Below are 13,889 nucleotides of genomic sequence, written 5' to 3' on the forward strand. Positions count from 1 at the left end.
AGGGTGTGGAATGAGGGACCTGCAGAACGCGGGCCCCAAAAAACAAAACGGCCCAGCATTGTGGGTCGTTTTGAGCGGCTTTGCAGCCAACAAGCCCGTAGGGCTTGTAAGGATCTGCCAATCAGACCAGTGCGGCCTTCTGGACCAGACGGGTGGCAACCCAGTTCTTGGTCTTGGAGATCGGACGGCTTTCCGTGATCTCGATGGTGTCACCCAACTTGTATTCGCCCTTTTCGTCATGGGCGTGGTACTTGCTGGATTTCGCCACGATCTTGCCGTAGAGCTCGTGCTTCACACGGCGCTCGACCAGCACGGTCACGGTCTTCGTACGCTTGTCGCTGACCACCTTGCCAATCAAGGTGCGCTTGAGGGATTTTTTAGCTTCCGTCATGTGGGCTCCTTACTTGGCGGCTTGCTTTTCAGCAAGAATGGTCTTGGCACGAGCGATATCCCGACGGGTGATACGCAGCGTATTGGTGTTTGCCAGTTGTTGCGTGGCCTTCTGCATGCGCAGACCGAAGTGGGCCTTTTGCAAGGACTTGATTTCGGTTTCGATGCCAGCGACGTCTTTTTGGCGCAGTTCAGCAGCTTTCGTCATTTCGATTCTCCTGAATTTAAGCGCCAATTTGACGGGCCACGAACGTGGTGCGCAACGGCAGCTTGGCAGCAGCCAGGCGGAACGCTTCACGGGCCAGTTCTTCAGGCACACCGACGATCTCGAACACCACCTTGCCGGGCTGAATTTCAGCCACGTAATACTCGGGGTTGCCCTTACCGTTACCCATCCGAACTTCGGCGGGCTTGGTAGAGATCGGCTTGTCGGGGAACACGCGGATCCAGATACGGCCGCCACGCTTCACGTGACGGGAGATCGCACGGCGTGCGGCCTCGATCTGGCGGGCCGTCAGACGGCCACGGTCCGTGCACTTCAGGCCGAAGTCACCGAAGGCCACCGAATTGCCACGGGTGGCAACGCCGGTGTTACGGCCCTTCTGCTCTTTGCGGTACTTGCGGCGAGCGGGTTGCAGCATCTTTATTCTCCTTTGCCGTCCGCTGCTGTAGCGGGCGCGTCAACCTTGCGAACGCGCTTAACGGCGGTGTTATCGGCGCCACCGGCACCGGCGGGCTTGTCGCTACCGTCTGCAGGTGCCGCATTGGCACCGGCTGGACGGCGTGGACCACCACGGCCTGCACCCGGACGATCGCCACCTGGGCGGCCATCGCGACGCGGGCCACGGGGACGACGCTCTTCTTCTGGACGCGGTGTTTCCACTGCGGGCAGATCGTTGCGGCCCAGCGTATCGCCCTTGTAGACCCAGACCTTGACGCCGATGACGCCGTAGGTGGTCTTGGCTTCGGACGTGCCGTAGTCGATGTCGGCGCGCAGGGTGTGAAGCGGCACGCGACCTTCGCGGTACCACTCGCAACGGGCGATTTCAATCCCGTTCAGACGGCCGGACGACATGATCTTGATGCCCTGGGCACCCAGACGCATGGCGTTTTGCATGGCGCGCTTCATGGCGCGGCGGAACATGATCCGCTTTTCCAGCTGTTGCGTGATGCTGTCGGCGATCAGCTTGGCATCGATTTCGGGCTTGCGCACTTCTTCGATGTTCACTGCGACCGGCACGCCCAGACGCGTAGCGAGTTCCTTCTTCAGGTTCTCGATGTCTTCGCCCTTCTTGCCGATCACCACGCCCGGACGTGCCGAGTAGATGGTGATGCGGGCATTCTTGGCGGGGCGCTCGATCAGGATGCGCGAGACGGCAGCGTTCTTCAGCTTGGCCTTTAGGTATTCGCGCACCTTGATGTCTTCGGCCAGCATGCCGGCGAAGTCACGGTTGCTCGCGTACCAACGGCTGGCCCAGTTGCGGCTGACCGCCAGGCGGAAGCCGGTAGGATGGATTTTCTGTCCCATAGTCTTCCTCGGGCCTTCAGTTGCCAACCGTCACGTACACATGGCACGTGGGCTTGCTGATGCGATTGCCGCGGCCTTTGGCGCGCGCGGTGAAACGCTTGAGCGTGGTGCCTTGTTCGACGTAGATGGTCTTGACCTTCAGTTCGTCGATGTCGGCGCCGTCGTTGTGCTCAGCGTTGGCGATGGCGGACTCCAGCACCTTCTTGACGATTCCTGCAGCTTTTTTCTGCGTGAACGTCAGGATGTTCAGAGCCTGGTCGACCTTCTTGCCGCGGATCAGATCAGCGACCAGACGGCCCTTGTCGACCGACAGACGGACGCCCCGGAGGACTGCACGTGTTTCAGACATGGTCGTTCCTTACTTCTTCTGGACTTTCTTGTCCGCGGGGTGACCCTTGAAGGTGCGCGTCAGGGCGAATTCGCCCAGCTTGTGGCCCACCATCTGGTCAGTGACATACACCGGTACGTGCTGCTTGCCGTTGTGCACGGCAATGGTCAGACCGATGAAATCGGGCAGAACCATGGAGCGACGCGACCAGGTCTTGACTGGTTTCTTGTCCTTGGTCGCAATGGCCTTTTCGACCTTTGCCATCAAGTGGTGGTCAACAAACGGACCCTTTTTGAGAGAGCGAGTCATTTGTTATCCCTTACTTCTTGCGACGCGACACAATCATCACTTGTGTGCGCTTGTTGTTGCGGGTGCGATAACCCTTGGTCAGATTACCCCAAGGATCGACTGCATGGCGGCCTTCGCCGGTGCGGCCTTCGCCACCACCGTGAGGGTGATCCACCGGGTTCATGGCCACGCCACGAACCGTTGGGCGAATACCCATCCAACGCTTCACACCGGCCTTGCCGAGTTGGCGCAGGCTGTGCTCTTCGTTGGCGACTTCGCCGATGGTTGCACGGCACTCGATGTGGATCTTGCGCACTTCGCCAGAGCGCATGCGCACCTGGGCGTACGTGCCTTCACGGGCCAGCAGCGTCGCGGAAGCACCTGCCGAGCGTGCGATCTGTGCACCGGCACCGGGCTTGAGCTCGATGCAGTGGATGGTCGAACCCACGGGGATGTTGCGGATCGGCAGCGTGTTGCCTGCGCGGATCGGGGCTTCGGAGCCGCTCAGGAGCGTGCTGCCGACTTCCAGACCACGGGGGGCAATGATGTAACGGCGCTCGCCGTCGGCATAGCACACCAGAGCGATGTGGGCCGTACGGTTCGGATCGTATTCAATGCGCTCGACCTTTGCGGGGATGCCATCCTTGTTGCGGACGAAATCCACCACACGGTAGTGGTGCTTGTGACCGCCGCCCTTGTGGCGGGTCGTGATGTGACCGTTGTTGTTGCGGCCGGCCTTCTGGAACTGAGGCTCCAGCAGCGGCGCATACGCTTCACCCTTGTACAGGTGGTCACGGGTAACCTTCACCACGGCACGTTGGCCGGGCGAAGTGGGTTTCATTTTGATGACGGCCATGATTACGCGGCCTCCCCGGACAGGTTCAGCTCTTGACCTGGTTGCAGCGTGACATAAGCCTTGCGCACGTTGTCGCGACGGCCCATGGTCTTGCCAAAACGCTTGGCCTTGCCTTTGGTGTTCACCACAGAAACGCCCTTGACCTCGACCTTGAACATCAATTCCACAGCGGCCTTGATTTCTGGCTTGGTTGCGTTCTGCAGCACCTTGAACGTCACAGCATTGGACTTCTCGGCAACCATGGTGGCCTTTTCGGACACGATGGGAGCGACCAGCACTTGCATCAGACGACCTTCGTCAAACTTGGGCGTGCTCATGCGAACATCTCCTTGAGTTTGTCGATCGCGCCCTTGGTGACGAGCACTTTCTTGTAGTGCACCAGCGACACGGGGTCTGCGTAACGGGGTTCGACGATGAACACGTTCTTCAGATTGCGCGAAGCAAGGTACAGGTTTTCGTCCACTTCGTCGGCGATCACCATCACCGACTGCAGGTTCATCGCCTTGAACTTGTCGGCGAGCACCTTGGTCTTGGGGCTTTCCAGCGTCAGCGAGTCCACCACGGCCAGACGGCCTTCACGGGCCAGCTGCGAAAAGATCGCTGCCATGCCAGCGCGGTACATCTTCTTGTTGATCTTCTGCGTGAAGTTTTCTTCAGGCAGATTCGGGAAGATGCGACCGCCCCCACGCCACAGAGGCGAGGAGGTCATACCGGCGCGAGCGCGGCCGGTGCCTTTTTGCTTGAAAGGCTTCTTGGTGGAGTGCTTGACCTGCTCGCGGTCTTTTTGAGCACGCGTGCCTTGGCGGGCATTGGCCTGGTAAGCCACCACGATCTGGTGAACCAGATCTTCGTTGTATTCGCGACCGAACACGGTTTCGGGCGCATCGAACTTCGATGCGGCCTGGCCTTGGTCATTCAGGAGTTCGAGCTGCATTAGTTCGCTCCCTTGGAAGCTTTGGCCTTGACTGCTGGACGCACCGTCACGAACCCACCCTTGGAGCCCGGAATGGCGCCCTTGATCAAGAGCAGTTGACGCGCTTCGTCGATGCGGATGACATCGAGGTTTTGCGTGGTCTTGGTGACATCGCCCAGGTGGCCGGTCATGCGCTTACCGGGGAACACGCGACCGGGGTCTTGTGCCATACCGATGGAGCCAGGCACATTGTGCGAACGGCTGTTACCGTGCGATGCGCGCTGCGAGGCCATGTTGTGGCGCTTGATCGTGCCAGCGTAGCCCTTGCCGATCGACGTGCCTTGCACGTCCACCTTCTGGCCCACGGTGAACAGCGTCACGGGGACGGTGGAACCGACGGCGTACTGGGCGGCGACGTCAGCGGTCACGCGGAATTCGCGGATCACTTCGCCGGCTTCGACGCCGGCCTTTGCCAGATGGCCCGCTGCGGGCTTGGTCACACGCGATGCCTTGCGCGAACCAAACGTGACCTGCAAGGCCACGTAGCCATCGTTCTCTTGGGTTTTAACCTGGGTCACGCGGTTGTTGGACACATCCACCACCGTGACGGGCACTGCGTCCCCGTCATCGGTGAACAGACGCATCATGCCCACCTTGCGGCCCAGCAACCCTTGGGAGTTGCTTTGACTCATTGATTTTCTCCAAAACTTTCACCGCCTCGACTTCAATTGGCCAAAGCGTTTGCACAACGTTTGCACCGCCGTGCGCGAAAGAAGGTTGATAAAACTCCGCCGCCGTCACGCAAAGCGCAAAAAAGGCGAAGCCGCAAAGTATAACGCGGACTGCTTTTGCAAGCAAGTCCGCGTTATGTGTTGGCGCGCAGCAACCGCCGCGCCCCGGAGCCGTCAGATTACTGCAGCTTGATTTCGACGTCCACGCCAGCCGGCAGGTCGAGCTTCATCAGCGCGTCCACCGTCTTGTCCGTCGGATCGACGATGTCCATCAGGCGCTGGTGCGTGCGGATTTCGAGCTGGTCGCGGCTGGTCTTGTTGACGTGCGGCGAACGCAGGATGTCGAAACGCTTCATGCGCGTCGGCAGGGGCACGGGGCCCTTGACGATGGCGCCGGTGCGCTTGGCGGTATCAACGATCTCGGCAGCGGACTGGTCGATCAGCTTGTAATCAAACGCCTTCAGGCGGATGCGGATTTTTTGCTTGGACATGGCAAGTTCCTTTGTGCCTGAGGCTTAAGCAATGATCTTGGCCACGACGCCGGCGCCGACGGTGCGACCGCCTTCACGGATGGCGAAGCGCAGGCCTTCTTCCATGGCGATGGGGTTGATCAGCTTGACGGTGATCGACACGTTGTCGCCGGGCATGACCATTTCCTTGTCGGCTGGCAGCTCGATGGCGCCAGTCACGTCGGTCGTGCGGAAGTAGAACTGAGGACGGTAGTTGTTGAAGAAAGGCGTGTGACGGCCACCTTCGTCCTTGGACAGCACGTACACCTCGGCGGTGAAGTGCGTGTGCGGCTTGATGGAGTTGGGCTTGCACAGCACTTGGCCGCGTTCCACGTCTTCGCGCTTGGTACCGCGCAGCAGCAGGCCGACGTTGTCGCCAGCCTGGCCTTGGTCCAGCAGCTTGCGGAACATTTCCACGCCCGTGCAGGTGGTCTTTTGCGTGTCGCGGATACCGACGATTTCGATTTCTTCGCCGACCTTGATGATGCCGCGCTCGATACGGCCCGTCACCACGGTGCCGCGACCGGAGATCGAGAACACATCTTCCACGGGCATCAGGAATGCGCCGTCCACAGCGCGCTCGGGCGTGGGGATGTACGAGTCCAGGGCTTCGGCCAGCTTCATGATGGCTTCTTCACCCAGGGCGCCCTTGTCGCCTTCCAGGGCGAGCTTGGCGGAACCGCGGATGATGGGGGTGTCGTCGCCTGGGAAGTTGTACTTGTCCAGGAGTTCGCGCACTTCCATTTCGACGAGTTCAAGCAGCTCTTCGTCGTCGACCATGTCGCACTTGTTCAGGAACACGATGATGTAAGGCACGCCCACTTGGCGGGCCAGCAGGATGTGCTCGCGGGTCTGGGGCATGGGGCCGTCAGCGGCCGAGCACACCAGGATGGCGCCGTCCATCTGGGCAGCGCCGGTGATCATGTTCTTCACATAGTCGGCGTGACCGGGGCAGTCCACGTGGGCGTAGTGGCGGTTGGCCGTTTCGTATTCCACGTGGGCGGTATTGATCGTGATGCCGCGGGCCTTTTCTTCGGGCGCTGCGTCGATCTGGTCGTATGCCTTGGCTTCGCCGCCGAACTTGGAGGACAGCACCGTGGCGATGGCCGCCGTCAGCGTCGTCTTGCCATGGTCCACGTGACCGATGGTGCCCACGTTCACGTGGGGCTTGGTACGTTCGAACTTACCTTTTGCCATTTTGAATCTCCAAAGAGCAATGCCTGTGTCAGGGTTTAACGTCTGCACCCGATTGCTGAGTCGTCCCGCACAGGGCAACAGGACGGCACCGGGTCGCAGATTGCAAGGATCTTGCTGCTATTTTTTTCATAGCTGCCAGCGCTTACTCGATAAGCGCTGGCAGCCAATTCCATAAAACCAACCGAAAGGGACCGCCGAAGCCGCCCCTTCCCTTGCCAATTACTTGGCGCGTGCAGCCATGATGGCTTCCGACACGTTGCGAGGGGCTTCGCTGTAGTGCTTGAATTCCATCGAGTAGGTGGCGCGGCCTTGCGTTGCGGAGCGCAGCGAGGTCGAGTAGCCGAACATTTCCGACAGGGGCACTTCCGCCTTGATGGCCTTGCCGCCGCCGACCATGTCGTCCATGCCCTGCACCATGCCACGGCGGGACGACAAGTCGCCCATCACCGTACCGGCGTAGTCTTCCGGCGTTTCGACTTCCACGGCCATCATGGGCTCGAGAATCACGGGGTTGGCCTTGCGGCAACCTTCCTTGAAACCGAAGATGGCGGCCATCTTGAACGCGAGTTCGTTCGAGTCCACATCGTGGTACGAACCGAAGTGCAGCGTGACCTTGACGTCCACCACCGGGTAGCCGGCCAGCACGCCTTGCGTGACGGCTTCGTTGATGCCCTTTTCCACCGCGGGGATGAATTCGCGAGGAACCACACCGCCCTTGATGGCGTCGACGAATTCGATGCCCTTGCCGGCTTCGTTCGGCTCGATCTTGAGCACGACGTGGCCGTACTGGCCCTTACCACCGGACTGGCGGACGAACTTGCCTTCGGCCTCTTCCACCGTCTTGCGGATGGTTTCTCGGTAGGCCACTTGAGGCTTGCCCACGTTGGCTTCCACGCCGAATTCGCGCTTCATGCGGTCCACGATGATTTCCAGATGGAGCTCGCCCATGCCGCCGATGATGGTCTGGCCGGATTCTTCGTCGGTGCTGACGCGGAACGAAGGATCTTCGGCAGCCAGACGGCCCAGTGCGATACCCATCTTTTCCTGGTCGGCCTTCGACTTCGGCTCCACGGCCTGACGGATCACGGGCTCAGGGAACACCATGCGCTCCAGCGTCACGATGGCCGAGGGATCGCACAGGGTTTCACCGGTCGTCACGTCTTTCAGGCCCACGCAGGCGGCGATGTCGCCAGCGCGGATTTCATCGACTTCTTCGCGGTTGTTTGCGTGCATCTGCACGATACGGCCAATGCGCTCCTTCTTGCCGCGCACGGGGTTGTACACCGTGTCGCCCTTGGACAGAACACCGGAATACACGCGCACGAACGTCAACTGACCCACGAACGGGTCGGTCATCAGCTTGAACGCCAGGGCAGAGAACTTTTCCGAGTCGTCGGCCTTGCGGCTCGTCGGTTGCTCGTCGTCGTCGGTGCCGCCCACGGGAGGAATGTCCACCGGAGAAGGCATCAGTTCGATCACGGCGTCCAGCATGCGCTGCACACCCTTGTTCTTGAAGGCCGTACCGCACAGCATGGGCTGAATTTCGCAGGCGATGGCACGCGTGCGCAGGCCGAGGGTGATTTCCTCTTCGGAAAGATCACCTTCTTCCAGGTACTTGTTCATCAGGTCTTCGGAAGCTTCAGCAGCCGCCTCGACCATCTTCTCGCGCCATTCCTTGGCCGTTTCCAGCAGGTCGGCAGGGATCTCTTCGAAGGTGAACTTCATGCCTTGCGAGGCTTCGTCCCAGATGATGGCCTTCATCTTGCGCAGGTCGACCACGCCCGTGAAGTTTTCTTCGGCACCGATCGGGATCACGATCGGCACGGGGTTGGCCTTCAGGCGCAGCTTCATCTGCTCGACGACCTTGAAGAAGTTGGCACCGGTACGGTCCATCTTGTTCACGAACGCGAGGCGGGGCACCTTGTACTTGTTCGCCTGGCGCCACACCGTTTCCGACTGTGGCTGCACGCCGCCCACGGCGCAGTACACCATGCAGGCGCCGTCCAGCACGCGCATGGAACGCTCCACTTCGATCGTGAAGTCCACGTGGCCGGGGGTGTCGATGATGTTGATGCGGTGCTCGGGGAACGAACGGTCCATGCCGCTCCAGAAGCAGGTGGTGGCAGCCGAGGTGATAGTGATGCCGCGCTCTTGCTCCTGCTCCATCCAGTCCATGGTGGCTGCGCCGTCATGCACTTCACCGATCTTGTGGTTCACACCGGTGTAGAAAAGAATCCGCTCGGTCGTCGTGGTCTTGCCAGCGTCGATGTGGGCCGAGATACCGATATTGCGGTAGCGCTCGATGGGGGTCTTGCGAGCCATGGTAAATCCTTGGTTGAACGTTGTGTTCGTGTGATGGGCCACCCGCTTTTGCGACGCAGCACCACAATTTGCCGGCGACCTGAATCAAGATAAGGCCGCAGGCAGAAAATGCCAGCGGCCTTACGTTTGCACCGGAGAAAGCCTGGAGGCTTAAAAGCGGAAGTGGCTGAATGCCTTGTTGGCTTCGGCCATGCGGTGCACTTCGTCACGGCGCTTCATCGCGCCGCCACGGCCTTCCGTGGCTTCCAGCAGTTCGTTGGCCAGGCGTTGCGCCATCGACTTTTCGCCACGCTTGCGGGCGGCTTCCTTGATCCAGCGCATCGACAGTGCCAGACGGCGCACGGGGCGCACTTCCACAGGCACCTGGTAGTTGGCACCGCCCACGCGGCGGGACTTCACTTCGACCATAGGCTTCACGTTGTTGATGGCAACGGTGAACGCTTCCAGGGGGTCCTTGTCGGGGTGCTTCTTCTCGATCAGTTCCAGCGCGCCGTAAATGATGCGCTCTGCCACTGCCTTTTTGCCGCCTTCCATGATCACGTTCATGAATTTGGACAGCTCTACATTGCCGAACTTGGGATCCGGCAGGATTTCACGTTTGGGGACTTCGCGACGACGTGGCATTTTTTCACCTCATGTTTGCTTCAGTTGGCATCTTTTCAGACACCGCGAGAGCCATTCAGGACTCCCACTTACTCGACCCACGCAAGACAGTTGCGCTTGGGGTCACTACGCTGGATCACCGCGCCACGCGGGAAACAGCACCGGATATCTTTTTGCAAAAAAGCGCAGGGCTTACTTGGCCTTGGGCTTCTTGGCACCGTACTTGGAGCGCGCTTGCTTGCGGTCTTTCACGCCTTGCAAGTCGAGCGAACCGCGCACGATGTGGTAACGCACACCGGGCAAGTCCTTGACACGACCGCCACGAACCAGCACGACGCTGTGTTCCTGCAGGTTGTGGCCTTCGCCGCCGATGTAGGAAATGACTTCGAAACCGTTGGTCAGGCGAACCTTGGCGACCTTCCGCAGTGCGGAGTTAGGCTTCTTTGGCGTCGTGGTGTACACACGGGTGCACACGCCGCGGCGCTGAGGAGAGTTTTCCATCGCGGGGCTCTTCGACTTGATCTTTTCGACCTCGCGACCCTGACGGACCAGTTGATTGATGGTTGGCATGAATACGTCCCTAAACGTGAAATGCTTCGTGAAAAACGAAAACGTGAATCCCTTCGGAAATTCCGAAAAGCCTTCTAATGTAGCAGGTTGGCGCTGATGGAGCAATCGCGGGGCGGCCAGCCGGCCGCCGCCGTGTCACTTGATCCACAGGCGGATGGCATCCCAGGCGCGGCCGAAGATGCCGGCCTGCTCCACCGTCTCCAGCGCCACCAGCGGCACTTCGGCGATGGGCTGCTCGCCCAGCGACACCTTCAGGGTGCCGATCGACTGGCCCTTGGTGAACGGTGCCACGAGCGGGTCGGTGCGCACGATCTGCGTCGTGACCTTGCCGGCGCTGCCCGACGGCACGGTCACGACGATGGCATCCGGGCGGCCGATCTGGATGGTGTTCTGCTTGCCCTTCCAGACGGCCGGCGTGGCGGCGGGCTGGCCGGCGTCGAACAGCTTGACGGCGTCGAAGGCCGTGTAGCCCCAGTTCAGGAGCTTCTGGCTCTCGTTCGCCCGGGCGTTCTCGCTGGAGGCGCCCAGCACGATGGACAGCAGACGGCGCTGGCCAACGTTCGGAAAGTCGCGCTTGGACGTGGCCACCAGGCAGTAGCCGGCAGCGGCGGTGTGGCCGGTCTTGAGGCCGTCCACCGTGGGATCGCGGAACAGCAGCGAATTGCGGTTGGTGCCATTGGAGGGCGGCGTGCCCGGATACGCGTAGTGCTTGGTCGCGTAGTAGTGCATGTACTCGGGGAATTCCTGCATCAGGCGGGTGGCCAGCACGCCCAGGTCGCGCGCGGTGGTCGTGTGGCCCGGCTCGGTCAGGCCTTCGGGGTTCTTGTAGGCCGTGTTCTTCATGCCCAGGGCCTTGGCCTGGTCGTTCATGAGCTTGACGAAGTTCTCGGCCGTGCCGCCCACGCCTTCGGCCAGGGCCATGGTGGCGTCGTTGCCCGACTGCACGATCATCCCCTTGATGAGGTCTTCCACCGGCACCTGCATCTTGGGATCGATGAACATGCGCGAGCCGGGCATCTTCCAGGCCAGCACGCTCACGGGCAGCTTCTGCTCCAGCGTGATCTTCTTGGCGCGCAGCGCGTCGAAGACCAAGTAGCCCGTCATGAGCTTGGTGAGCGATGCCTGCTCCACCGGCGCGTCGATGTCTTTGGCGGCGAGCACCTGGCCGGCGGTCACGTCGAGCAGCAGGTAGTTGCGCGCGGCGATCTCGGGAGGCTGGGGGGCCTGGCCCTGCGCCCAGAGGGCGGCAGGCGCCAGCACGGCGGCAAGAACGAAGGAACGCAGCGTGGAGAGGAAGGGCTTCATGGAAACAGGCATTCGGGGCAAGGAAACAAACCAAACGGTCAAAAACGGCGGCGGGGATGGCGCGCCGTGCGGTGCCCGGTAGGGAGCGTCTGGAGGGCTGTCAGTTCCCCGCCAGCAGGTGGCGGGACACCAGGTTTTTCAGGAGCGGCAATTGTCCGTGAAAGAAATGCCCGCCGCCGGGCACGACTGTGACGGGGAGTATCTGCGGCCGCGCCCAGTCCATGACGGCCGACAGCGGCACGGTGTCGTCCTGCTCGCCGTGCACGACCAGCGTGCGCTCATGCGCCTCGGCCGGCACGGGCGCCACGGTGAAGCGGCTGGCGGCAGTGCCGACCAGGACCACCCGCTCGATGCTGCGCTCGCCCCACAGGCGCTCCAGCGCATGGCTGGTGACGAAGGCGCCGAACGAGAAGCCCGCCAGGGCCAGCGGCCCCTCGGGCGCCGCCTGGCGCACCACTTCCAGGAAGTCTTCCAGCTCGCCCTGGCCCGCGTCATGCGTGCCGGCGCTGGCGCCCACACCCCGGAAATTGAAGCGCACCGCGGTCCAGCCGCTGTGCACGAAGGCGCGCGCCAGGGTCTGCACCACCTTGTTGTCCATGGTGCCGCCGAACAGCGGGTGCGGGTGGGCAATCACCGCCACGCCGCGCGAGGGCGCGCCGTCTGGCGCCTGGGCCGCATCGCGTGCCGCTTCGATGGCTCCGGCAGCGCCGGTGAGGGTCAGGCGTTCAGTCTGGGCATTCACTGGATTTGCTATCAAATAAATAGCTGTCAGGACAATAAAATCTAGGGCAGACAGCCAAAAACACTTAAAAACCGATCGGCGCGCGAATCAGCGCCCGAGTTCCGGCGGCGTGAGCAGGCGTTCGACGATCTGGCCGTTCTTCAGGTGCGATTCCACGATTTCGTCGATATCGCTGCCATCCACGAAGGTGTACCAGGTGCCCTCGGGATAGACCACGGCGACGGGCCCGCCGGCGCAGCGGTCCAGGCAGCCGGCCTTGTTCACCCGCACCTTGCCGGGGCCGGACAGGCCGGCCGCCTTGACCTGGGACTTGCAGCGGTCGAACGCGGCCTGCGCACCGTGGTGGGCGCAGCTGTCCTCGCCGTTGGTGCGGTCGTTCAGGCAAAAGAAGATGTGGCGGGCGTAGTAGCCAGGCTGCGCGGCTGGCGGCGTGGGGGTGTCGGTCATCCAGGCATTTTAGGAGCCGATGCGAACAGGGGTGTCCGCGTGGCCCTCGGCCGGGTCCCGGTCGCGCCGGGCCACGCGCTGCACCACATAGACCAGGGTGGCGTAGGGCCAGAGCCAGCCCAGCCATTGGCCCAGGCCGTAGAAGCGGATGAAGCGGCCCTGCTCCCAGGCCTGCAGGGTGTCGGCGAAATAGGCGCTGGTGGGCGCCTGGTTGAGGATGTTCAGGTGCAGCATCAGCAGCAATAGCAGCACGGCGGCGCTGGCGCGGCGGGGCAGGCCGGCCAGCATCAGCGCGACGGCCATGCCGGCCCACACGCCCACGCGGGCCGGGGTGCCGAGCCACTCCCAGGCATGCGCCGGGCCGTAGCTGAGCGCGGAGGACAGCGCGGTCACCGACACGCCCGCCACCACCGTGGCCAGCGAGAACGCCACGCGGCGGCCGATGTGGCGGATCACGCAGTAGCCCAGCAGGCAGGGCACGAGCAGGCCCAGCATCACGGCCAGCAGTTCGGCACTGGGCGACAGGGCTTCCAGCGGCGTTTCGCGCAGCGGCAGCCAGTCCAGGAACGGGGTGTCGGCCAGCAGGTCTTCCAGCGCGATCTCGAGGCGCTCCCACATCTGGCCCAGCCCGAACGGCACGGCGGCGGGAAACAGCAGTGCCACCGGCCACAGCGCGAGCAAGGCCAGCGCCCCGCTGGCGTCGGCGACGAACCACCGCGCCCGCAGCCGGCTCCAGCGGGCCAGCGCGCCCAGCCGCTCCAGCAGCGCCGCCAGCAGCGCGCCGCCCAGCGTGCCGAGCGCGTTCAGCATCAGGTCCATGTTGGAGGGCACGCGCCGCGGCAGGTAGATCTGCAGGAACTCCATCAGCATCGAGAGCAGCGCGCCCGCCAGCGCGGCCACGGGCACCGCAGAGCGCGGCCAGCCGGTGCGCAGCAGGGCCAGCGCCAGCAGGAAGCCGAATGGCGCATAGCCGGCGATGTTGATGTTGACGTCGAACCACGTCCAGTACGGCGGGGGGATGCGGGCGGTGAGGAACACCCATGGCGAGATGCCCTGCTCGCGCCATCCGTCGAAGGGGAACAGGCTGGCGAAGACCACGAGGGCCGCGTAGATCAGCGCCAGGGGCCAGGCGGATGTCTTGTGCACGGCGGGGGCGCGCG

Annotated in this window: 19 protein-coding genes; all 19 read right to left on the bottom strand. The window is 62.4% G+C overall.

Features of this window, described 5'->3' with window-relative positions; translation table 11 throughout:
• Window positions 1-121: 121 nt before the first annotated feature.
• The 19 genes from rpsQ to M5C96_RS24255 all read right to left on the bottom strand — a co-directional run bounded on the left by rpsQ (window position 122) and on the right by M5C96_RS24255 (window position 13,875).
• Window positions 122-391 (bottom strand): 30S ribosomal protein S17, encoded by a 270-nt coding sequence (rpsQ, locus tag M5C96_RS24165; RefSeq protein ID WP_092745113.1) that lies wholly within the window; start codon window positions 389-391, stop codon window positions 122-124.
• A gap of 9 nt (window positions 392-400) precedes the next feature.
• Window positions 401-598 carry a 50S ribosomal protein L29 gene (gene rpmC / locus M5C96_RS24170; RefSeq protein WP_272549639.1) on the bottom strand — a complete coding sequence of 66 codons (198 nt, stop codon included), beginning with the start codon at window positions 596-598 and terminating at the stop codon, window positions 401-403.
• A 16-nt stretch (window positions 599-614) separates the two neighbouring features.
• Window positions 615-1,031: a 50S ribosomal protein L16 gene (gene rplP, locus M5C96_RS24175; RefSeq protein ID WP_056662458.1), complete on the bottom strand. Its 417-nt coding sequence runs from the start codon at window positions 1,029-1,031 to the stop codon at window positions 615-617.
• A 2-nt stretch (window positions 1,032-1,033) separates the two neighbouring features.
• Window positions 1,034-1,918, bottom strand: a complete 885-nt coding sequence (gene rpsC / locus M5C96_RS24180; RefSeq protein ID WP_272565825.1) for a 30S ribosomal protein S3 — start codon at window positions 1,916-1,918, stop codon at window positions 1,034-1,036.
• 16 nt (window positions 1,919-1,934) lie between these two features.
• Window positions 1,935-2,267 carry a 50S ribosomal protein L22 gene (gene rplV / locus M5C96_RS24185; protein ID WP_005796970.1) on the bottom strand — a complete coding sequence of 111 codons (333 nt, stop codon included), beginning with the start codon at window positions 2,265-2,267 and terminating at the stop codon, window positions 1,935-1,937.
• A 9-nt stretch (window positions 2,268-2,276) separates the two neighbouring features.
• Window positions 2,277-2,555, bottom strand: a complete 279-nt coding sequence (gene rpsS, locus M5C96_RS24190) for a 30S ribosomal protein S19 (protein WP_272565826.1) — start codon at window positions 2,553-2,555, stop codon at window positions 2,277-2,279.
• A 10-nt stretch (window positions 2,556-2,565) separates the two neighbouring features.
• The gene (gene rplB / locus M5C96_RS24195) at window positions 2,566-3,390 is read right to left on the bottom strand and encodes a 50S ribosomal protein L2 (RefSeq protein ID WP_092745109.1); all 825 of its coding nucleotides are present in this window, start codon (window positions 3,388-3,390) and stop codon (window positions 2,566-2,568) included.
• Window positions 3,391-3,392: 2 nt separating this feature from the next.
• Window positions 3,393-3,707, bottom strand: a complete 315-nt coding sequence (gene rplW, locus M5C96_RS24200; protein ID WP_272549645.1) for a 50S ribosomal protein L23 — start codon at window positions 3,705-3,707, stop codon at window positions 3,393-3,395.
• Window positions 3,704-4,324, bottom strand: a complete 621-nt coding sequence (rplD, locus tag M5C96_RS24205; RefSeq protein WP_092745107.1) for a 50S ribosomal protein L4 — start codon at window positions 4,322-4,324, stop codon at window positions 3,704-3,706. Before rplD ends, rplW begins: the two co-directional genes overlap by 4 nt.
• Window positions 4,324-4,995: a 50S ribosomal protein L3 gene (rplC, locus tag M5C96_RS24210; RefSeq protein ID WP_272549647.1), complete on the bottom strand. Its 672-nt coding sequence runs from the start codon at window positions 4,993-4,995 to the stop codon at window positions 4,324-4,326. The genes rplD and rplC overlap by 1 nt, the downstream gene beginning before the upstream one ends.
• Window positions 4,996-5,213: 218 nt before the next feature.
• Window positions 5,214-5,525: a 30S ribosomal protein S10 gene (gene rpsJ, locus M5C96_RS24215; RefSeq protein WP_005796953.1), complete on the bottom strand. Its 312-nt coding sequence runs from the start codon at window positions 5,523-5,525 to the stop codon at window positions 5,214-5,216.
• A 24-nt stretch (window positions 5,526-5,549) separates the two neighbouring features.
• A complete protein-coding gene (gene tuf / locus M5C96_RS24220) occupies window positions 5,550-6,740 on the bottom strand; it encodes an elongation factor Tu (protein ID WP_272549654.1) in 1,191 nt (396 codons plus the stop codon).
• 219 nt (window positions 6,741-6,959) lie between these two features.
• A complete protein-coding gene (gene fusA, locus M5C96_RS24225; protein ID WP_272565827.1) occupies window positions 6,960-9,062 on the bottom strand; it encodes an elongation factor G in 2,103 nt (700 codons plus the stop codon).
• Window positions 9,063-9,212: 150 nt separating this feature from the next.
• Window positions 9,213-9,686, bottom strand: coding sequence for a 30S ribosomal protein S7 (gene rpsG, locus M5C96_RS24230; protein ID WP_056668881.1), 474 nt, complete (start codon window positions 9,684-9,686; stop codon window positions 9,213-9,215).
• A 171-nt stretch (window positions 9,687-9,857) separates the two neighbouring features.
• On the bottom strand, window positions 9,858-10,235 hold the full coding sequence (rpsL, locus tag M5C96_RS24235) for a 30S ribosomal protein S12 (protein WP_010104110.1): 378 nt from the start codon (window positions 10,233-10,235) through the stop codon (window positions 9,858-9,860).
• A gap of 135 nt (window positions 10,236-10,370) precedes the next feature.
• Window positions 10,371-11,540 carry a D-alanyl-D-alanine carboxypeptidase family protein gene (locus M5C96_RS24240; protein WP_272565828.1) on the bottom strand — a complete coding sequence of 390 codons (1,170 nt, stop codon included), beginning with the start codon at window positions 11,538-11,540 and terminating at the stop codon, window positions 10,371-10,373.
• Window positions 11,541-11,640: 100 nt separating this feature from the next.
• Entirely contained in the window at window positions 11,641-12,282 is a 642-nt protein-coding gene (locus tag M5C96_RS24245; protein WP_272565829.1) for an alpha/beta hydrolase, read from the bottom strand.
• Window positions 12,283-12,369: 87 nt separating this feature from the next.
• Complete coding sequence (locus M5C96_RS24250; RefSeq protein ID WP_092745838.1) at window positions 12,370-12,729, bottom strand: (2Fe-2S) ferredoxin domain-containing protein; 360 nt, start codon at window positions 12,727-12,729, stop codon at window positions 12,370-12,372.
• A gap of 9 nt (window positions 12,730-12,738) precedes the next feature.
• Entirely contained in the window at window positions 12,739-13,875 is a 1,137-nt protein-coding gene (locus tag M5C96_RS24255; protein WP_272565830.1) for a VanZ family protein, read from the bottom strand.
• Window positions 13,876-13,889: the final 14 nt, after the last annotated feature.

This window comes from Acidovorax sp. GBBC 1281 (genome assembly GCF_028473645.1).
Lineage (GTDB): Bacteria > Pseudomonadota > Gammaproteobacteria > Burkholderiales > Burkholderiaceae_C > Paracidovorax.

Coding starts and splice junctions, on each gene's coding strand:
- rpsQ (WP_092745113.1), bottom strand. CDS start 391: ATGACGGAAGCTAAAAAATCCCTCAAGCGCACCTTGATTGGCAAGGTG.
- rpmC (WP_272549639.1), bottom strand. CDS start 598: ATGACGAAAGCTGCTGAACTGCGCCAAAAAGACGTCGCTGGCATCGAA.
- rplP (WP_056662458.1), bottom strand. CDS start 1,031: ATGCTGCAACCCGCTCGCCGCAAGTACCGCAAAGAGCAGAAGGGCCGT.
- rpsC (WP_272565825.1), bottom strand. CDS start 1,918: ATGGGACAGAAAATCCATCCTACCGGCTTCCGCCTGGCGGTCAGCCGC.
- rplV (WP_005796970.1), bottom strand. CDS start 2,267: ATGTCTGAAACACGTGCAGTCCTCCGGGGCGTCCGTCTGTCGGTCGAC.
- rpsS (WP_272565826.1), bottom strand. CDS start 2,555: ATGACTCGCTCTCTCAAAAAGGGTCCGTTTGTTGACCACCACTTGATG.
- rplB (WP_092745109.1), bottom strand. CDS start 3,390: ATGGCCGTCATCAAAATGAAACCCACTTCGCCCGGCCAACGTGCCGTG.
- rplW (WP_272549645.1), bottom strand. CDS start 3,707: ATGAGCACGCCCAAGTTTGACGAAGGTCGTCTGATGCAAGTGCTGGTC.
- rplD (WP_092745107.1), bottom strand. CDS start 4,324: ATGCAGCTCGAACTCCTGAATGACCAAGGCCAGGCCGCATCGAAGTTC.
- rplC (WP_272549647.1), bottom strand. CDS start 4,995: ATGAGTCAAAGCAACTCCCAAGGGTTGCTGGGCCGCAAGGTGGGCATG.
- rpsJ (WP_005796953.1), bottom strand. CDS start 5,525: ATGTCCAAGCAAAAAATCCGCATCCGCCTGAAGGCGTTTGATTACAAG.
- tuf (WP_272549654.1), bottom strand. CDS start 6,740: ATGGCAAAAGGTAAGTTCGAACGTACCAAGCCCCACGTGAACGTGGGC.
- fusA (WP_272565827.1), bottom strand. CDS start 9,062: ATGGCTCGCAAGACCCCCATCGAGCGCTACCGCAATATCGGTATCTCG.
- rpsG (WP_056668881.1), bottom strand. CDS start 9,686: ATGCCACGTCGTCGCGAAGTCCCCAAACGTGAAATCCTGCCGGATCCC.
- rpsL (WP_010104110.1), bottom strand. CDS start 10,235: ATGCCAACCATCAATCAACTGGTCCGTCAGGGTCGCGAGGTCGAAAAG.
- M5C96_RS24240 (WP_272565828.1), bottom strand. CDS start 11,540: ATGAAGCCCTTCCTCTCCACGCTGCGTTCCTTCGTTCTTGCCGCCGTG.
- M5C96_RS24250 (WP_092745838.1), bottom strand. CDS start 12,729: ATGACCGACACCCCCACGCCGCCAGCCGCGCAGCCTGGCTACTACGCC.